This is a genomic window from Sinorhizobium sp. (assembly GCF_059070375.1).
The window spans coordinates 1,036,992-1,054,080 of the sequence record NZ_JCACWC010000003.1; the positions used below are offsets into that span (position 1 = coordinate 1,036,992).

At 63.0% G+C, this 17,089-nt stretch carries 18 protein-coding genes; 7 read left to right on the plus strand and 11 right to left on the minus strand.

Annotated features, from left to right (window positions below):
- Positions 1–79: 79 nt before the first annotated feature.
- Positions 80–1,642: a helicase HerA-like C-terminal domain-containing protein gene (locus AC5J09_RS16970; RefSeq protein WP_100674540.1), complete on the minus strand. Its 1,563-nt coding sequence runs from the start codon at positions 1,640–1,642 to the stop codon at positions 80–82.
- Between the two features lie 290 nt (positions 1,643–1,932).
- Here AC5J09_RS16970 and AC5J09_RS16975 point away from each other — a divergent pair, with 290 nt between their 5' ends.
- Positions 1,933–2,328 (plus strand): DUF2780 domain-containing protein, encoded by a 396-nt coding sequence (locus AC5J09_RS16975; protein WP_018094505.1) that lies wholly within the window; start codon positions 1,933–1,935, stop codon positions 2,326–2,328.
- A 97-nt stretch (positions 2,329–2,425) separates the two neighbouring features.
- Here the strand turns inward: AC5J09_RS16975 and AC5J09_RS16980 are convergent, their stop codons facing one another.
- The 5 genes from AC5J09_RS16980 to AC5J09_RS17000 form a co-directional block, all read right to left on the minus strand.
- Positions 2,426–3,253: an aldo/keto reductase gene (locus AC5J09_RS16980; RefSeq protein WP_494298063.1), complete on the minus strand. Its 828-nt coding sequence runs from the start codon at positions 3,251–3,253 to the stop codon at positions 2,426–2,428.
- A gap of 140 nt (positions 3,254–3,393) precedes the next feature.
- Positions 3,394–4,167: a trans-aconitate 2-methyltransferase gene (tam, locus tag AC5J09_RS16985; RefSeq protein WP_338278570.1), complete on the minus strand. Its 774-nt coding sequence runs from the start codon at positions 4,165–4,167 to the stop codon at positions 3,394–3,396.
- A 13-nt stretch (positions 4,168–4,180) separates the two neighbouring features.
- Positions 4,181–4,843, minus strand: a complete 663-nt coding sequence (locus AC5J09_RS16990; protein ID WP_100674536.1) for a haloacid dehalogenase type II — start codon at positions 4,841–4,843, stop codon at positions 4,181–4,183.
- A gap of 179 nt (positions 4,844–5,022) precedes the next feature.
- Positions 5,023–5,574: a phosphatase gene (locus tag AC5J09_RS16995; RefSeq protein ID WP_494298064.1), complete on the minus strand. Its 552-nt coding sequence runs from the start codon at positions 5,572–5,574 to the stop codon at positions 5,023–5,025.
- Positions 5,575–5,644: 70 nt separating this feature from the next.
- Positions 5,645–6,685 (minus strand): zinc-dependent alcohol dehydrogenase family protein, encoded by a 1,041-nt coding sequence (locus AC5J09_RS17000; protein WP_018094510.1) that lies wholly within the window; start codon positions 6,683–6,685, stop codon positions 5,645–5,647.
- A gap of 153 nt (positions 6,686–6,838) precedes the next feature.
- On the opposite strand from AC5J09_RS17000, the gene AC5J09_RS17005 reads away from it, so the two are divergent.
- A complete protein-coding gene (locus tag AC5J09_RS17005; RefSeq protein ID WP_494298065.1) occupies positions 6,839–7,720 on the plus strand; it encodes a branched-chain amino acid aminotransferase in 882 nt (293 codons plus the stop codon).
- A 75-nt stretch (positions 7,721–7,795) separates the two neighbouring features.
- Here AC5J09_RS17005 and AC5J09_RS17010 read toward each other — a convergent pair whose 3' ends face one another.
- Positions 7,796–8,206: a VOC family protein gene (locus tag AC5J09_RS17010; protein ID WP_494298066.1), complete on the minus strand. Its 411-nt coding sequence runs from the start codon at positions 8,204–8,206 to the stop codon at positions 7,796–7,798.
- Between the two features lie 231 nt (positions 8,207–8,437).
- On the opposite strand from AC5J09_RS17010, the gene AC5J09_RS17015 reads away from it, so the two are divergent.
- Positions 8,438–9,040, plus strand: coding sequence for a superoxide dismutase (locus AC5J09_RS17015; protein ID WP_018094513.1), 603 nt, complete (start codon positions 8,438–8,440; stop codon positions 9,038–9,040).
- Positions 9,041–9,134: 94 nt separating this feature from the next.
- On the opposite strand, the gene AC5J09_RS17020 is transcribed toward AC5J09_RS17015, so the two are convergent.
- Positions 9,135–9,848, minus strand: coding sequence for a helix-turn-helix transcriptional regulator (locus AC5J09_RS17020; RefSeq protein WP_275596592.1), 714 nt, complete (start codon positions 9,846–9,848; stop codon positions 9,135–9,137).
- A 127-nt stretch (positions 9,849–9,975) separates the two neighbouring features.
- Here AC5J09_RS17020 and AC5J09_RS17025 point away from each other — a divergent pair, with 127 nt between their 5' ends.
- The 3 genes from AC5J09_RS17025 (at position 9,976) to AC5J09_RS17035 (ending at position 12,302) form a co-directional block, all read left to right on the plus strand.
- Positions 9,976–10,614 (plus strand): LysE family translocator, encoded by a 639-nt coding sequence (locus AC5J09_RS17025; protein ID WP_494298067.1) that lies wholly within the window; start codon positions 9,976–9,978, stop codon positions 10,612–10,614.
- A 204-nt stretch (positions 10,615–10,818) separates the two neighbouring features.
- Positions 10,819–11,265: a c-type cytochrome gene (locus tag AC5J09_RS17030; RefSeq protein ID WP_494298068.1), complete on the plus strand. Its 447-nt coding sequence runs from the start codon at positions 10,819–10,821 to the stop codon at positions 11,263–11,265.
- A gap of 122 nt (positions 11,266–11,387) precedes the next feature.
- Positions 11,388–12,302: a c-type cytochrome gene (locus AC5J09_RS17035; RefSeq protein WP_100674528.1), complete on the plus strand. Its 915-nt coding sequence runs from the start codon at positions 11,388–11,390 to the stop codon at positions 12,300–12,302.
- 21 nt (positions 12,303–12,323) lie between these two features.
- Here AC5J09_RS17035 and AC5J09_RS17040 read toward each other — a convergent pair whose 3' ends face one another.
- Together AC5J09_RS17040 and AC5J09_RS17045 are read right to left on the minus strand one after the other, a co-directional pair.
- Positions 12,324–12,827 (minus strand): GNAT family N-acetyltransferase, encoded by a 504-nt coding sequence (locus tag AC5J09_RS17040; protein ID WP_018094517.1) that lies wholly within the window; start codon positions 12,825–12,827, stop codon positions 12,324–12,326.
- Positions 12,828–13,016: 189 nt separating this feature from the next.
- Positions 13,017–13,430 (minus strand): MerR family transcriptional regulator, encoded by a 414-nt coding sequence (locus AC5J09_RS17045; protein WP_324763088.1) that lies wholly within the window; start codon positions 13,428–13,430, stop codon positions 13,017–13,019.
- Between the two features lie 288 nt (positions 13,431–13,718).
- On the opposite strand from AC5J09_RS17045, the gene bla reads away from it, so the two are divergent.
- Positions 13,719–14,609: a class A beta-lactamase gene (gene bla, locus AC5J09_RS17050; protein WP_494298069.1), complete on the plus strand. Its 891-nt coding sequence runs from the start codon at positions 13,719–13,721 to the stop codon at positions 14,607–14,609.
- A 124-nt stretch (positions 14,610–14,733) separates the two neighbouring features.
- On the opposite strand, the gene AC5J09_RS17055 is transcribed toward bla, so the two are convergent.
- Complete coding sequence (locus tag AC5J09_RS17055; protein ID WP_494298921.1) at positions 14,734–17,067, minus strand: glucose/quinate/shikimate family membrane-bound PQQ-dependent dehydrogenase; 2,334 nt, start codon at positions 17,065–17,067, stop codon at positions 14,734–14,736.
- Positions 17,068–17,089 lie beyond the last annotated feature (22 nt).

A 17,089-nucleotide genomic window follows, 5' to 3' on the forward strand; every position in this document is an offset into this window, starting at 1 on the left:
CTCCCCGGCTTGTCTAGTGCGGGATGAGGAAAACTATGTGCAGTTTTCCGCCCGCATCCCGCGTCTCAACTATCGTGATCTAGCGCTTCAGACTGCCGAGTATTCCGCGCACAAGGGCTCGCCCCACCTGGGTCGCAACCGTTCGCGCGACCGACTTCATCGCAGCTTCCATAATGGTTTCCCGCTTATAGCCGGAGGATCGCGGCCGGGCCTGCTTGCCGGAAGGCGCTTCGGCCGCATCGTCGCCGAAGCCGGGCAGGGTCCAGCGGCTGCCGCCGGAAGTCTCCTCGGCGGGTTTTTCTTCTGCCTGCCGGGCAGCCTCCGCCTGTTCCGCTGCCTTGGCTGCACGTTTGGCAAGCATCTCATAAGCCGAGTCGCGGTCGAAGTCCTCGTCGTAGAGACCGCGCACCGGGCTCACGTCCACCACCTTCTGCCGCTCCGCATCCGTGAGCGGGCCAAGGCGCGACGAAGGCGGCCGGACCAGGGTTCTCTCGACGATCGACGGCGATCCCTTGCCCTCGAGCGTCGAGACCAGAGCCTCGCCGGTGCCAAGATTCGTGATCACGTCGGCACAATTGAAGTCGGGGTTCGGGCGGAATGTGTCGGCAGCCGTCTTGACGGCCTTTTGTTCGCGCGGGGAATAGGCGCGCAACGCGTGCTGGACGCGGTTGCCGAGCTGGGCGAGGACCGTCTCCGGTACGTCCAGCGGGTTCTGCGTGACGAAATAGACGCCGACGCCTTTAGAGCGGATCAGGCGGACGACCTGCTCGACACGCTCGACGAGAACCTTCGGCGCATCGTTGAAGAGCAGATGTGCCTCGTCGAAGAAGAACACCAGCTTCGGCTTGTCGGGATCGCCGACTTCGGGCAGTTCTTCGAACAGCTCGGACAAGAGCCACAGCAGGAAGGTCGCGTAGAGACGCGGGTTCATCATCAGCTTGTCGGCGGCAAGCACCGAAATCGCGCCGCGCCCGTCATTTGTGGTCCGCATGATGTCGGTGATCTTCAGCGCCGGCTCGCCGAAGAAATGCTCCGCACCCTGCTGCTCCAGAATCAGGAGTTCGCGCTGGATAGAGCCGACGGAGGCCTTGGAGATGAAGCCGAACCGATTGGAAAGCTCGCTCGCATTCTCGCCCATGTAATTGAGCAGCGCCTGCAGGTCCTTGAGGTCGAGCAGCGGCAGGCCGCCCTCGTCGGCGATCTTGAAGGCGATGTTCAACACGCCTTCCTGCGCGTCCGTCGCATTCATCAGCCGCGACAGAAGAAGTGGGCCCATTTCGGAAATGGTGGTGCGGACCCTGTGGCCCTTCTCGCCGTAGAGATCCCAGAAGATCACCGGGAATTCCTGGAAATCGTAAGGCTCGAGGCCGATCTGCTCGGCACGCTTCAGCAGGAAGTCCTTGGGCTCGCCCATGGCGCCGATACCGGACAGGTCGCCCTTCACGTCCGCGCAGAAGACCGGAACGCCCGCATTCGAGAAACCCTCGGCCAGGATCTGCAGCGTCACGGTCTTGCCGGTCCCAGTGGCGCCGGTGATCAGCCCGTGGCGGTTGCCGAACTTCAGCTCCAGATATTCGCCTTTGTTGATCGAATCGTCCGGCTTGCGGCTGGTTCCGATATAGATCTTGCCTTCCTGCAGCATGGGGGCTTCATCTCCGTCTTGTCAATTTTATCAATGAAAGCGGGCATTTCCCGCATGTCGCACAAAGTCGGTCATCGAAACATAGCGTGCATCTGTTATAGGCGGTGCGTCTGTTCCCGGCAACATGATTGCGGGCGCGAACAAGGCCGGATTGCTATCTGGCGAGCCCAGTGAAACGATGCTGCGAGGTGGCGGAATATGGTATTCGGCGTGCGTTTCGATGCTCTTGTCATTCCGGCATCGTTCATTTACCTTGACGTTAACGTCAAAATTCGATCGAGGAGATTTCCATGAGTGAACTGGTCACGCGCGTGGCGGAAAATGTCGGAATTGAGACCGCAACGGCGGAAAAGGCAGTGGGGATGATCCTCGGCTTCCTGCAGCGTGAGGCAGCCGAAGGCCCGGTCGCCCAGATGATCGAGGCGATCCCCGGTGCGCCCGAACTGGTCGCCCAGTACAATGGCGAGGGCAGCGGTGGTGGCGGCCTTCTTGGCGGCCTGATGTCGGCGATCGGCGGAGGCGGCGGCGTCATGGCGCTGGGGCAGCAATTGATGAGCCAGGGTCTTGGCATGGGGGAGATTACGGCGCTCGCCAAAGAGACGATCGCATTTGCCAAGGAGAAGGCGGGCGAGGAAGTCGTCGACGAGGTGGTCGCCTCCGTTCCGGGCCTCAGCCAGTTCGTCTGATTGCTCTGATGCGCAGGCAGGCCGTTACCCCCTCTGGCCGGCAGCCGGAGGAGGTAACGGCCGGGGTGCGGCATGGGGGCCGCTAAAGGCCTTCACCTCACGCATCCCATTCGGGAGCAAGACCCTGCGGATTGACGATCCGCCCGGACGGGCGGGCAAGCTCGCGGACTGCCGCCATCTCCTCCCGTGTCAGCGCGAAGTCGAATATCGCGAAATTCTCCTTGAGCCGCGCCTCCGTCGCCGTCTTCGAAAGCACGATCACGTCCTGCTGTTGCACGAGCCAGCGCAGCGCCACTTGCGCCGCCGTCTTGCCGTGGCGGCCGCCGATCTCCGCAAGCAGCGGGTCGGCAGGCACTTTGCCGTTGGCCATGGCATAGTAGGCCGTGAGTGACATTCCGAGCCGCCGCGCCGTCTGGAGGACCTTCGTCTGGTCGAGATAAGGATGATACTCGACCTGGTTCGTGGCGATCGGCGCATCGCTGAGACGCGTCGCCTCTTCCATTTGCGCGGCGTTGAAGTTGCTGATGCCGATATGGCGTACTTTGCCGGCATTCCGCACCTGGTTCAGGGCGCCGATGCGTTCGGCCATCGGCACGTCGCTCCCCGGCCAGTGCAGAAGCAGCAGATCGACATGGTCGGTTCTCAGCTTTCTCAGGCTCTCATCGACCGAGGCGATGAAGGCGTCGTGGCGATAATTGTCGACCCAGACCTTCGTGGTCAGGAAGATGTCCGCCCGTGCAATGCCGGACTTCTGGATGGCCTCGCCGACTTCCGCCTCGTTGCCGTAGATCTGTGCGGTGTCCACGTGGCGGAAACCGAGCTTCAGGGCCTGCGGCAGGATGCGAAGCACCTCCGCTCCGGACATACGGAATGTGCCGAAGCCGAGCGCGGGAATATTGGCGCCATTTGAACTGACTGCATGCATTGAGAACTCCTTCACTGCGAGCGCCCGGCGGGCCGAAGCGCGATCTCCTTATACTTGTCCGCGCAAGGCGCGCCTTCAAGCTTGTCCGGAAAACAGGGCCGCGCCTGTCGGAGCGGCGAGAACCCGCACGCACTCGCGCTCTAGCGATTTTTTGTCGCCACGATGAAAAGCCGCGGGAAACGCAGGAGCACGCGCCCGTTTTTCATCGCCGGATAGGCCTTCCTGATCTTTTCGGCATAGGCGGCGAGATAGCCCGCCCGCTGGGTGGTGGGCAGCGCGTCCAGATAGGGGCGTAATCCCGTGCCCTTCACCCATTCGACGATCGCGTTCGCATTTGCGAGCTGGTGATAGTAGACGGTGTGCCAGACATCGACGCGGACCTCCTTCGAGGTGAGCCTTTCGACATAGGTAGCCGGTGACGGCAGGGACCTGCGCCGAATGGTGCGGCCCGCGAAGGCCGGGGCGAAGGCGGCCTCCTCTGCCGTTTCCTCCATCAGAAGATGGGACGATTCATCGAGATTGTCCGGCATCTGCACGGCAAGCGTTCCGCCGGGCGCAAGCGCCAGTATGAGCCGCTCGAAAAGAGTGACATGCTCCGGCAGCCACTGGAAGACCGCATTGGCAAAGAAGAGCGCGCTTTCCGCCGGCGGCGCCCAGGCGGCGAGGTCGCCTTTTTCGAAGCGAAGGTCCGGCAGGCGGGTGCGGGCGGCCGAAAGCATGTCATCGTCGCTGTCGATGCCGGTGAGCGGGCTGCCCGGAAATCGTTCGAGGATCAACTCGGTCGAATTGCCCGGGCCGCAGCCGAGGTCGAAGGCCGGACCGGCGGGCAGATCGGGTACCTGCGCCAGCAGGTCGCGCGCCGGACGCGTCCGTTCGTCCTCGAACTTGGCATATTGCGCTGCAGACCAGGCCATGGGCGGGGCTCCTTCATACGCCGAATTGCAGGCTTTCGAGCGAGGGGAGGATCAGCGAAGGACCATGGTCCTTGTATTCATCCGGCCCGTCGGCCCGGTTGATCCAGACGGTGCGAAAGCCGAATTTCGTGGCGCCGGCGATATCCCACCGGTTCGAGGACTGGAACGAGACCGCCTGCGGATAGAGCCGGTAGCTCGTCGTCACCAGGTCGTAGACAGCCGGTGCCGTCTTGAACGCCTTGACGGCATCGACCGAGAAAACGTCGTCGATGATGATATCGAGTGCGGCGTTCTTGACGGCCGAGGCCAACATGGCCGGCGAACCGTTGGAAAGAATGGCGATGCGGGCGCCACGTTCCTTCAATCCCTTGAGGACCGCGGGAACTTCAGGATAACAGTCGAGCGCCCAGTAGGCGTCGAGAAGCGGCTTTTTAAGCCCGGGGTCGGCTGAGGGGAAGCGCTGAAAGGCGTAGTCGAGCGACTGCTCGGTCAATTCCCAGAAGTCGACATAGGCGCCCATCAGCGAGCGCACCCAGGAATATTCGAGCTGCTTGGCGCGCCAGAGTTCCGAAAAGGCCTGGCCGTCCGGCCCGATCGCATCGGCATGCCGGCGTACGGCCGCATGCACGTCGAAAAGCGTGCCATAGGCGTCGAAGACATAGGCCGCGTAAGACATCGAGTTCTCCCGTCTATCCACCGTCCGGTCGGCGCGCCGGAGGTTTTCACCGTTTGCGCGAGCGGCCGCCGGGCAGGGGCTTGCGGCACTGCGTCGGAGACGCTGTGCCACAGCATTCTTTTGCGCGCATCATGTCAAAACTTTGTGCGCCGCACAATGTCTTCGTCGCCCGCCTTCGTTCAATCTTTCCAAACCTTTGCCGGGAAACGCAGCGCCTGTTTCGCAAGTTTGCCCTTGAGGCCGAGGGCCGCGTCGCAAAGGCCGAGCACGTGCCGGTTCGGTTTCGCCTCCGGGCGCAGCGCGTGAAGCGCTGCCGCAGCCTCCTCCGGTCCCATATAGCGCGCCAGAACGCCGAGGGTCAGCGCTATCGAACGTCCGATGCCTCTGAGGCAGTGAACCAGCAGGTGCGCCTCTCCGGGCAGGCTGTCGATGAAGTCAAATGTCGCCTCGATGGCCGCCGGACGCGCGGCATCCGGCGCATCCGGGTCGATGGTGTCGCCGAAGCGGAGTTCCAGATGCCGCTCCGGCGGCAGGTCGATCAGCGAAAGCAGACGCGTCGCTGGCGCTCGGATGGAGACGAGATGCGTCGGCGCCCATAGCGCGCGATTGTGCCGCGCCTCGGTTTGCGAGCTCACGATGAGGCGCAACGGCCAGCCGTTCGGATGCGCCGGATTCGCGTCGAGTAGGGGCCGAAAATAGGCGCTCTCGATAGCCTGAACCGCAAGGGCCATGACGTGCCTCCTGATTTTCGTCCTCGGGTTGCCGGCAGAATAGCAGCGCCGGCACGCAACCGAAATCCGGTCAGAACCGCGTGATGACACTGATGCCGAGGTCTGTCGCCCGGTCCATCGCAGCCAGCGCCGGCGCCGCCTCTTCGAGCGATATCTCACGGCCGATCAACTGCTTCGGGTTCAGTTTCCCGGCGGTGATCATTGCCAGCATCGCATCGTAACGCCAGGCCTGCATTCCGTGGCTTCCATAGATCTCCAGCTCATGGCCGATCACTTGCGCCATCGGAATCTGCGGCGTCGCGTGCTCCGCCAGCATAAGCCCGACCTGGACGTGCCGGCCGCGGCGGCGCAGATTTTTGATCGAGTTGAAGCAGGTAACGGGCGAGCCGAGCGCATCGAGCGAGACGTGGGCGCCACCTCGGGTGAGTTCCCGGACAGCTCCCGCGACGTCCTCCGTCTCGCGGCCGTCGATGGTGGCGACCGCCCCGAGCGTCCGGGCGAAGGCGAGCTTCTCCTCCGAGATGTCGATGGCGATGGGGTTGGCGCCGAGTGCGGCGGCGATCATGATTGCGGAGAGGCCGACACCGCCGCAGCCGTGCACAGCCACCCACTCGCCGCCCTTGACGCGGGCCTGGTCGACGACCGCACGGAAAGAGGTTGCGAAGCGGCAGCCGAGGCTCGCCGCCGTTGCGAAATCCATGTTCTCGGGCAGATGCACGAGGTTCTGCTCGGCAAAGTCGATCGCTACATATTCCGCAAACGAGCCCCAGTGGGTGAAACCCGGTTGAAACTGCGCTTCGCAGACCTGGCTGTTGCCGGAGCTGCATTCGAAGCAGCGGCCGCAACCCGAAACGAAGGGTACCGTCACCCGGTCGCCGATCCTGTAGCGGAGGACCCCGCGCCCGGTCGCCGCGATCGTGCCTGCCAGTTCGTGGCCCGGCACATGCGGAAGACGAATGTCCGGGTCGTGCCCCATCCAGCCGTGCCAGTCGCTGCGGCAAAGGCCGGTCGCCTCGATCTTGATGACGACGCCGTTCTCGGTCGGCGCCGGATCGGGAAGCGTCCGGATCTCCGGCATCTTCTCGAAGGCATCGTAATACATCGCTTTCATCGAGATCTCTTCCTTTGGGCGTTTTCATCATTCTGACACGTCGCCCGGGAGGGCTCCAGAATGGACGCCATGACATTTTTTGATGTACCCATTCACCCTCATGCTGCTTTTTCCGGCTAGAGCGGAAGTGCGTGAAGAAAGAAGGAGGCGCCGATGGCCGTCGATACATCCCCACGATCCACCACCTGGACCTTTGTCGACGGCGAATGGCTTGCCGGCAACCCGCCGCTGATCGGCCCGACATCCCATGCGATGTGGCTCGGTTCGACCGTATTCGACGGCGCCCGCTGGTTCGACGGCATCGCGCCGGACCTCGGCCTCCATTGCCGGCGCGTCAACCGCTCCGCCGAGGCTCTGGGTCTCAAGCCAACGATGTCGGCCGAGGAGATCGAGGGACTGACCTGGGAAGGCGTGAAGAAGTTCGACGGCAAGACGGCGATCTATGTGAAGCCGATGTATTGGGGCGAGCACGGGTCCTGGAGCGTCGTTGCGGTGGATCCCGAATCGACACGCTTCGCGCTTTGCCTTTTCGAGGCGCCGATGGGCAATGGCCGTGCCGGCTCGTCGCTGACGCTCTCTCCCTTCCGCCGGCCGACGCTCGAATGCATGCCGACCGATGCCAAGGCCGGCTGCCTCTATCCCAACAACGCCCGCATCCTCAACGAGGCACGTTCGCGCGGCTTCGACAACGCGCTGGTGCGCGACATGCTCGGCAACATCGCGGAGACCGGCTCCTCGAATATCTTCATGGTGAAGGACGGCGTCGTCTTCACGCCGGCCGCCAACAGGACCTTCCTCGCCGGCATCACCCGCTCGCGCGTCATGGCTCTTCTCGGGGAGGCAGGCCTCGAAGTGATCGAAACCAGCTTGACCATGGCCGATTTCGAAGGGGCCGACGAAATCTTCACCTCGGGCAACTATTCCAAGGTGCTGCCTGTCACCCGTCTCGAGCAGCGCGAATTGCAGGCCGGTCCGGTCGCGGCGAAGACGCGCGATCTCTATCTGGACTGGGCGCACGCGACCGGAGGGAAGTGATCTGCTCTCAGTTCAGCCGGCGTTATTTCTCCGCCGCCCTGAACGCGCGAGGCATCGCCAGTCGCTCTTCGAAGGTCACGGTTCAAGCGGACGGACGACCACATCGGCGGACGAGCGCGTGTTCGGTCCGTGATAGACCGCTTCGACATTGTTGCCGTCCGGGTCGAGGAGAAACGCGGCATAATAGCCCGGATGGTAGCTTCGCTCTCCGGGCGGTCCATTGTCGGTGCCGCCATTGGCCAGTCCGGCATCGTAGAACCGCTGCACCGCATCGGCGCCCGAGGCCTGGAATGCGAGGTGGACGCGGGTGCGGTAATCCTCCGCCGCGTCGACGAAGAACTCGTCGAACGCAAAGAACTCGTCGGTCTCGTAGGTCGGCTGGTGGCCAAGCGCGCCGAGCACCGCCTGATAGAACCGCTTGCTCGCCTTGAGGTCCCCGACGCGAAGATGCACATGGTCGATGAGCCGTCCCTGGTGAAATTCCATCGTCTTCTCCTGTGGCACGGTTGGGCACATGCCCTCGATAACGTAAGATAGGACCGCAAGGCGGCGCGTCGAGGCGCTTGCGCGCGAAGACGGAAGTCACGAAAGCAATGAAAGTATTTTGCGTGGGTTAGCGAAAATTTGGCGCGGCATCGGTTGCCTCCCTGCAAGGCGGTGCCTATGTTCCGCTGACAGATTTCCCCGACGAAATCCATGCCAAGAGGAGATGCCACAATGGCTTTCGAATTGCCGAACCTTCCCTATGACTACGATGCGCTTGCGCCTTACATGTCGCGCGAAACGCTCGAATACCATCACGACAAGCACCACCTCGCTTACGTGACGAACGGCAACAAGCTCGCCGAGGAAGCCGGTCTTTCCGATCTTTCGCTGGAAGATATCGTCAAGAAATCCTACGGCACCAACCAGCCGTTGTTCAACAATGCCGGCCAGCACTACAACCATGTTCACTTCTGGAAGTGGATGAAGAAGGGCGGCGGCGGCACCAGCCTGCCCGGCAAGCTCGATGCGGCGGTCAAATCGGATCTTGGCGGCTACGACAAGTTCCGCGCCGATTTCATTGCTGCCGGCGCAGGTCAGTTCGGCTCGGGCTGGGCCTGGCTTTCCGTTAAGAATGGCAAGCTGGAAATCTCCAAGACCCCGAACGGCGAAAATCCGCTCGTCCACGGCGCAACCCCGATTCTCGGCGTCGATGTGTGGGAACATTCCTATTACATCGACTACCGCAACGCGCGTCCGAAATACCTGGAAGCCTTCGTCGACAATCTCATCAACTGGGATTACGTCCTCGAGCTGTACGAAGCGGCTGCAAAGTAAGCACTGCTTTCTACCAGCGGGAAATCGGCCCGGCGCTTGCGCCGGGCCTTTCGTTTTGAGGGGCGGTTTTCAGCGGCCATCTCGTCACAGTTTTCTACCCGTCCGCCGCCTCGAGCGGCCGAACCGCATTCGCCTGCCATCCCGCAATCCACATCTGCCTCAGCCGGTTGCCTTCGCCGCGGAAATAGGCGTCGGCGGGTTCGCAGTGTTCAACGCGGTCGGCGCGGAAGTTGCGGATATCCTGCCGCAATTCGCACCACGCGACCATCATCGCGTGTTCGGAATAATAGATCAGCGCAAGCGGTAGTACTGTGCGCTCGGTCGCGCGCCCGAGCTCGTCGCGATAGTCCAGCACCAGCTTCTGTTCGTCACGGATCGTCCGCCGGATCATGGCCAAGTCGACCGCCGGCGGCGGCGAGGCGATCGTGCCCCAGGCGTGCAGCGCCTGTGACTGGAAGGCCTTGCGCAGCGGTTCCGGCACGGCGCCGGTGATCTTCTGATTGACGCGCCGTGCCGCCGCCTTCAGCTCCTCGTCGCCCGTGCGAGCCAGAAGCGCAAGCGCCAGCACGATCGCCTCCGTCTCCTCGATCGAGAACATCAGCGGCGGCAGGTCAAAGCCGGGCCTCAGGATATAGCCGATGCCACGCTCGCCCTCGATCGGCACGCGCATCGCCTGCAGGGCGGCAATATCCCGGTAGATAGAGCGGGGCGTCACCTCCAGGGCGTCGGCGATTTGCGCCGCCGTCACCGGTGTACGAGCGAGCCGCAGCATCTGGATGATTTCGAAAAGACGCGACGCCTTGCGCATGAAGCGGCCTCTACCTGCTCACTCCTGACACGACCTTGTCAGTAGGAGAGAGATATAACACGCGCCAACGGGTTGAAACTAAACAATCCGCTCCTGGGATAGCACGGAAATCGGGTGAGCAACTGACATGACCTATGCGGAAAACCTCTGGCTCTTTTTCACCCTGCTCTTCGGCATCATCATCGTTCCCGGCATGGACATGGTTTTCGTCCTCGCCAATGCGATGACCGGCGGGCGCGCTTCCGGGCTTTCGGCAACGGCCGGAATCGTGGCAGGCGGCGTGCTGCACACGCTTTATGCAGCCCTTGGCGTCAGCGTCGTCCTGCATCTGGTGCCCCAGCTCTTCAACCTGCTGCTCGCTGCCGGCGCGGCCTATATCGCCTGGATCGGTTTTTCGCTCCTGCGCAGTTCCATCACCATCAGCGGCGTCGAAGGAGGGGCACGGCTGTCGCGTTGGGCGAGTTTTCGGCAGGGCGCCCTGACGAGCCTGATGAATCCCAAGGCCTATCTCTTCATGCTTGCGGTCTACCCGCAGTTCCTCAAGCCGCAGTTCGGCCCGGTGTGGTCCCAGGCGGCTGTCATGGCCGTGATGATCGCGCTGACGCAGCTTGCGGTCTATGGCGGGCTTGCACTTGCCGCCGGCCGCGCGCGTGATTTCCTCGTGGGCAGCCCCGGTGCCACGGTCACCATCGGCCGGCTCGCCGGTCTCCTCCTCGTCGTCATCGCCATCTTCACGGTATGGCATGGCTGGAGCGGGGCTGTTTAAGACGCCGTCGAACAAGTATAAAGATGAGTTCTGTAATCATATTTGAATATCTGAAGGCGTCGCCACGCAGCCAGGTATTGCGTCGGGAATTGTGCTGAATCGACAAGCACATCAAAAAAAAGTTACTTCCGTAGAAAACCCAAAATGCCATCATGCCGGCGCTTGAACACCACGCCGCGGAAGCGGGTCAGACCGGAGAACATGATGAAGATACGAGCTCTTATGCTTGCCGCAGCCATGGCGGGCCTGGGCGTGACCGCCGTGACGGCGGCCGACGAGCCGCAGGCGGTGCGTCAGCAGCTGATGAAAAAGGTGGGAAAGGCCACGGGCGAACTCAGCGGCATCGCCAAGGGTGAAAAGCCTTATGACGCCGAGATCGTCAAAGCATCTCTGGCGACGATAAGCGAGACGGTGAAGGTTTTCCCGAATCACTTCCCGGCCGGCTCCGAAACGGGAATGGAAACCGAAGCAAGTCCGAAAATCTGGGAGAACATGGAGGACTTCAAGGAAAAGGCCGCCAAGCTCGGCGGTGACGCAGAAAAGATCCTTGCCCAATTGCCGGCAGATCAGGCCGGTGTCGGCGCCGCGCTCGGCATTCTGGGAAAGGACTGCAGCAGCTGTCACGAGACCTACCGCCTGAAGAAGAATTGACGATCAGACGGTTCTTCCAACCCGATTTGAACCGCGCCGGTTCGCCGGCGCGATCTCTCCGCAAGCAGGTCGAAAAGCCCTCCGGCCGTTGTCATCCGCATTCGTGATTTCAAGAGGAGCCCATGGGCCGGCGCGCGAGGTATCTGGTTTCTGGTCTGGTCCTGCTGGTGGTGGCGGGAGGGAGTCTCGCCTGGTGGCTGACCAAGCCCGATCGTTGGGACGCCGCTCATTGGGAGGGGCTCGGCGAGCCCGATCTCGCAAATGGCGAACGGATCTTCTGGGCCGGCGGCTGCGTCAGCTGCCACGCCGCTCCGGGCGCCAAGGACGACCAGAGGCTCGTCCTTGCCGGCGGCCGCACCCTGAAGAGCCCTTTCGGCACCTTTTATCCGCCCAACATCTCCCCCGATGAAACCGTTGGCATCGGCAACTGGACGCTTGCGGAGTTCGGCGACGCGATGACCCGCGGCGTCGGAAAGGACGGCGAGCATCTCTATCCCTCCTTCCCCTACGGCTCCTATATCCGGATGACCGCGAAGGACGTGAACGACCTTTGGGGCTTCATGCAGACGCTGCCGAAGAGCGGCAACGCGACACCTCCGCACGACCTGGCATTCCCCTACAATGTCCGCCAGGCGCTCGGAGCATGGAAGCTGCTGTATCTGAACGCGGAGCCGCGTACTCAGGTCAATACCGCCGACACCAAGCTCGCCCGCGGGCAATACCTCGTGGAGGGCCCTGGTCATTGCGGCGAATGTCACACGCCGCGCGATGCGCTTGGCGGCTTCGAGGAGGGCCGGTGGCTCACCGGCGCACCCAATCCCGAAGGCGAAGGCCGAATTCCCGACATCACCCCGTCTTCGAAAAGCATCGGCGGCTGGAGTGCATCCGACATCGCCTCCTATCTCGAAACCGGCTTCACGCCGGATTTCGACACGGTCGGCGGCTCGATGGTCGAGGTCCAGAAGAACATGGCGGAGCTGCCGGCCTCCGACCGCGATGCGATCGCGGCCTACCTCAAGGCGCTGCCGGCGCTGTAAACCGGAACGACCGCGGCTCCGTCACCCGAGTCTCTGCAGGTAGCGCATGCCGGTTACCGGGCGCGGTACGAAACGCTCGGACTCGTAGAAACGGTGCGCCTGGAAGTTTCCGGTGGCGGCACTGACCGAGAGGTAATCGCAGCCCGCCATTTTCGCCTGCTCGCGAGCCTTGGCCACGAGGTGGCGCCCGATGCCGGTGCCGCGGTGACCGGGGCGGACGAAGAGGTGGTGCATTTCCATGCCGCGGGCACCTTCGGCCGCCCGGTATTGCGGGACGAGAATGGCATAGCCGATCAACGCGCCGCCGGCTTCGGCGACCAGCGCCGTGATCCAGGGCGTGCGTCCGAAGAGATCCCGCTCGAGCTGTTCGGGCGTGACCGTTGCGGCATCGCCGTGATGGGCGGCAAGCTCGGCGACCATCTCGCGCAATTCGGCGAGATCACGTGGCTTGGCGCAACGGATCGTCACCATCGGCGCACGGGCCGACGGAACGGGCTGAAGGGTAGGGGTGACGGTCTGCAGCATTCTCGGCTCCTAATGGTTCTCTTCCGCCATCAGGTGCCGTGAAAAACAAAAGCCGCCTGATGGCGGCCTTGTTGAATATGATCAGCAGGCCGCTCCTATCGGAACAGCCAAAAATATACGCTGGAAATGGGCGCGTTCTTGATCATGCGCGTAGATTGTCCAAATCCCGGAATTTGTCAACGAGGAATTTCAATGCTCGTTTCCGCACAGCGAGTGGTCGGCAAGCGCGCGGATCACATGGCAATCGCCGATCGTGTGATCGCCATGGCAGGCGACGATGCGCTCGAGCTCATGCTCCAGCCTTCTGAGCCGGGCGATTTTTTCCCGCACGGAGGCAAGATGCTCGGTCGCGATGCGGTCCGCCTCGCCGCAGGGGCGTTCCGGATGTTCGCTCAATGCCAGAAGGTCCCGGATCGCCTCAATCGAAAGTCCGAGGTCGCGTGCGTGGCGGATAAAGGCGAGCCTTTCGAGCTCGTGCTTTTCATAGCGCCGCTGATTACCCTCCGAGCGCTCCGGCGCCGCAAGCAGACCCATCTGCTCGTAATAGCGGATGGTCGGGATTTTTACGCCCGTCCGACGGGAAAGGTCGCCGATCGTGTACATGCGATGGCCCAGTGCTCCAACATTTTGAAACTGCGTGTTTCCGGACGGAAACCGTCACACCGCTTCCTTATCCTCTAGTCTCTAGAGCTTTATATGGACAGGGACCTGCCGTCGATCAAGCCTTGAAAGCGGCATCCGGGCTCGTTCCGTGTCGAAGAGCGCAGCTTCGGGCACAAGCCCGCCGCAATCGCCCCTTAGCGATTCGATCGTCGGAAGCGACAGGAATAATATTCCAGATCAATAATTTAGCTATGTCTCGGCGCTTGAGCCGCACAGACGGAGAAAGACATGCCTTTGCACATAACCCGCCGAGCAATGCTGGCCGCGTCGGCCATGCTCTATCCGGCATTCGTGCTCGGAACGCCCGCGCTTGCGGCCGGCGCGGCGGAGGATGACGTCACGGAACGGCTTCGCCGGCTTGAAGAGCGCACCGGCGGACGCCTCGGGGTTGCCGTGCTCGATACCGAGACCAACATCTCGTTCGGGCACCGGGAGGCCGAGCGTTTCGCCATGTGTTCGACCTTCAAGGCGCTTGCGGCGGCTTGCGCGCTGGCACGCGTCGATCGCGGGGAGGAAAAGCTCGACCGGCGGATCACCTTCGGCAGGGAGGTCCTGCTGCCTCACTCGCCGGTGACGGAAAAGCATGTGGGTGGCAACGGCATGACGGTCGCGGAACTCTGCGAGGCGGCGATCACCATCAGCGACAATGCCGCCGGCAACCTGCTGCTCGAAAGCTTCGGGGGTCCCGAGGGCCTGACGTCCTGGCTGCGCTCGATCGGCGACGAGACCACGCGGCTCGACCGAACGGAGCCCGAGCTGAACGAGGCCAGGAAGGGCGATCCGCGCGACACCACCACACCGGCCGCCATGCTCGACACGCTCGGGAAATTGGTCCTGGGTCCGGTCCTCTCGCAAGAAGGGCGCCAGCAGCTCATCGACTGGCTGGTTGCGAACAAGACCGGCGATGCGCGGCTACGGGCGGGCCTGCCCAAGGACTGGCGGATCGGAGACAAGACGGGAACGAGTATGACCGGTGCCGTCTCGGATATCGCCGTCGCCTGGCCGCAGGGCCGTGGCCCGATCCTGATCTGCGTCTACATGGGCGAGGCCAAGGCGCCGCTCGACGACCTGAACCCTGTCTTCGCCGATATCGGCAGTATCGTCGCCGACATGGCCTGAGGCCTGTTGAGATTCCGGCCGCCCGCCGCCGCTTGTTTGATCGCCTCATCTCTGTGACAAGCACTGAGATGAGATTGCAGTCCTCCGAAACGCCCATGCGGGCGCGCGCATTCCGGTTCGTGCGTCAGGGCAGCGTATAGGCGATGACATAGTCGCCCGGCTTGGTGCCGACCGAACCGTGTCCGCCCGCAACGATGAGCACATATTGTTTGTCGCCGACCGTATAGGTCATCGGCGTCGACTGGCCGCCGGCAGGAAGCCGTGCCTCCCAGAGCTGCTCACCCGTGGTCAGGTCGTAAGCCCGGAAGTAATCGTCGACGGCGGCACCCAGGAAAGCGAGACCGCCCTTGGTTATCATGGGTCCTCCGATGCCCGGTACGCCCAGCTTGAAGGGCAGCGGCAGCGGCGTCATGTCGTAGACCGTGCCGTTCTTGTGCTTGTAGGCGATCTTGCCGGTTCTGAGATCGGCGCCTGCGACATAGCCCCATGGCGGGGCCTGGCAGGGAATCCCGAGCGGGCCGAGGAACGGACCCATAAAGACCCCGTAAGGTGCGCCTTCATTGCGGTTGAGGCCCTGTTCGCTACCCTTTTCGCCCTCGCCCTTCGGGGCGATCTGGTCGCGCGGAACGAGCCGCGAGGTGAAGGCGAGATAGGTCGGCATCCCGAACATCACCTGGCGTTCCGGATCCACGGCGACCGAGCCCCAGTTGAAAGTCCCGAAATTCCCGGGATAGACGATCGTCCCCTCGAGGGAAGGCGGCGTGTAGCGCCCCTCGTATTTCAGCGATCTGAATTCGATACGGCACGCAAGCTGGTCGAACATGCTGATCCCCCACATGTCGCGCTCCATGAGCGGCGGGGGCATGAAGGTGAGGCCCGAGACGGGCTGGGTAGGCGCAGTAAAATCCTCTGGGATCGCGCCGCCGGGCGCGGGTACTTCCTCGATCGGGATAATCGGCTCCCCGTTTCGCCGGTCGAGCACATAGATGTCGCCCTGCTTGGTCGGTCCGACGAGTGCCGGCACGACGGTCCCGTCCTCTCTCGTGATGTCGAGCAGGGCGGGTTGGGCGGGCACGTCCATGTCCCAAAGGTCGTGATGCACCGTCTGCCGTACCCAGCGAACCGCGCCCGTGTTGATGTCGAGGGCGACGATGGAGGAGGAATATTTCTCCACATGCTCGCTGCGTCCCATGCCGAGCTGGTCGGGTACTTGGTTGCCCATGGGAATGTAGACGAGGCCGAGCCCCTCGTCATAGCTGAAGACCGACCAGCTGTTTGGCGAATTGGTGGTGTAGGTTTCACCCGGAGGCAGCGGCGTCGTCACGTCCGGATTTCCGCTGTCCCAGTTCCAGATGAGGGCGCCGGTGTTGATGTTGAAGGCGCGGATCACGCCCGACTGCTCCATGGTCGAATAGTTGTCGTTGACGGCACCGCCGATGATGATCTTGTCGCCGACGGCGACCGGCGGCGACGTCGAATAGTAATAGCCGGCCGGGTTGTACTTCATGCCCTGCTCCAGATGCAGGACTCCGTTATCGGCGAAGCTGGTGCACACCTCTCCATTCGTCGCGTCGAGCGCGATCAGGCGGGCGTCGGACGTCGGCAGATACACCCGTTCGGCGCAGGGGCTGCCGGGCGCTGCGGCCGGATCGGCCCAATAGGTGACACCGCGGCAGGTCTGGTGCTGACGGTCCGGGTTCATGCCGGAATTCGAATCGTACTTCCACTTCTCCTGGCCGGTGGCGGCGTCGAGCGCGATCGCCCAGTTGTGCGGTGTGCAGACATAGAGCGTGTCCTTCACCTTCAGCGGCGTCACCTGGTAGGTGGTTTCGCTGACGTCCTCCGGCAGCTTCACGTCGCCGGTCTGATATTGCCATGCCACCTGGAGGTTCGAGACGTTCTCCGGGCGGATCTGGTCGAGCGGGGAATAACGCTGGCCGAAGGGCGTACGCCCGTATTGATGCCATTCGCCCTGCGGCACGTTGCCCCCGAGATTCGGGTTTGCCACGACCTCGCCCGGCAGATCGCCCCTGATGTCGTGGGGGTCCTGTGTCATCGAAAACAGCGCAACGCCGATCGATAGAAGGCTGGCCAGGGCGAGCGGCCAGGCGCGCGCGCCGTATTGCTCGCCCGTGGGGCTGACGAAGCCGAGGGGGCGCCGTATCCAGGGTGTGAGCAACCACAGCCCGAGCAGGATAATCACGCCGCCGCGAGGCCCGAGCTGCCACCAATCGAATCCCACCTCCCAGACCGCCCAGGCAAGCGAGCCCAGGACGACCAGCGCATAGACCCAGAGCGCGGCGGCGCGTCGGCGAAAGAGCAGAAACGCGGTGAGCAGAAAGCCCAGGCCAGCGACGAGGTAGTAAGGGCTGCCGCCGAGCAGCAGGAGCCGCGTTCCGCCCGCACCGAGGGCGAGGCCGATCACGGCAAAGACGATGGCGGTCAGGACGATGAGCATCAAGTAGAACTCCCGAGTTGAG

Bases quoted from the DNA above. Each gene is read 5' to 3' on its own strand.
- AC5J09_RS17045 (WP_324763088.1), bottom strand. From the start codon at position 13,430: ATGTACACGATCGGCGACCTTTCCCGTCGGACGGGCGTAAAAATCCCG.
- AC5J09_RS17000 (WP_018094510.1), bottom strand. From the start codon at position 6,685: ATGAAAGCGATGTATTACGATGCCTTCGAGAAGATGCCGGAGATCCGG.
- AC5J09_RS16990 (WP_100674536.1), bottom strand. From the start codon at position 4,843: ATGTCTTACGCGGCCTATGTCTTCGACGCCTATGGCACGCTTTTCGAC.
- AC5J09_RS17015 (WP_018094513.1), top strand. From the start codon at position 8,438: ATGGCTTTCGAATTGCCGAACCTTCCCTATGACTACGATGCGCTTGCG.
- AC5J09_RS17005 (WP_494298065.1), top strand. From the start codon at position 6,839: ATGGCCGTCGATACATCCCCACGATCCACCACCTGGACCTTTGTCGAC.
- AC5J09_RS17030 (WP_494298068.1), top strand. From the start codon at position 10,819: ATGAAGATACGAGCTCTTATGCTTGCCGCAGCCATGGCGGGCCTGGGC.
- AC5J09_RS17055 (WP_494298921.1), bottom strand. From the start codon at position 17,067: ATGCTCATCGTCCTGACCGCCATCGTCTTTGCCGTGATCGGCCTCGCC.
- AC5J09_RS16970 (WP_100674540.1), bottom strand. From the start codon at position 1,642: ATGCTGCAGGAAGGCAAGATCTATATCGGAACCAGCCGCAAGCCGGAC.
- AC5J09_RS17035 (WP_100674528.1), top strand. From the start codon at position 11,388: ATGGGCCGGCGCGCGAGGTATCTGGTTTCTGGTCTGGTCCTGCTGGTG.
- AC5J09_RS17040 (WP_018094517.1), bottom strand. From the start codon at position 12,827: ATGCTGCAGACCGTCACCCCTACCCTTCAGCCCGTTCCGTCGGCCCGT.
- AC5J09_RS16980 (WP_494298063.1), bottom strand. From the start codon at position 3,253: ATGCATGCAGTCAGTTCAAATGGCGCCAATATTCCCGCGCTCGGCTTC.
- tam (WP_338278570.1), bottom strand. From the start codon at position 4,167: ATGGCCTGGTCTGCAGCGCAATATGCCAAGTTCGAGGACGAACGGACG.
- bla (WP_494298069.1), top strand. From the start codon at position 13,719: ATGCCTTTGCACATAACCCGCCGAGCAATGCTGGCCGCGTCGGCCATG.
- AC5J09_RS16995 (WP_494298064.1), bottom strand. From the start codon at position 5,574: ATGGCCCTTGCGGTTCAGGCTATCGAGAGCGCCTATTTTCGGCCCCTA.
- AC5J09_RS16975 (WP_018094505.1), top strand. From the start codon at position 1,933: ATGAGTGAACTGGTCACGCGCGTGGCGGAAAATGTCGGAATTGAGACC.
- AC5J09_RS17010 (WP_494298066.1), bottom strand. From the start codon at position 8,206: ATGGAATTTCACCAGGGACGGCTCATCGACCATGTGCATCTTCGCGTC.
- AC5J09_RS17020 (WP_275596592.1), bottom strand. From the start codon at position 9,848: ATGCGCAAGGCGTCGCGTCTTTTCGAAATCATCCAGATGCTGCGGCTC.
- AC5J09_RS17025 (WP_494298067.1), top strand. From the start codon at position 9,976: ATGACCTATGCGGAAAACCTCTGGCTCTTTTTCACCCTGCTCTTCGGC.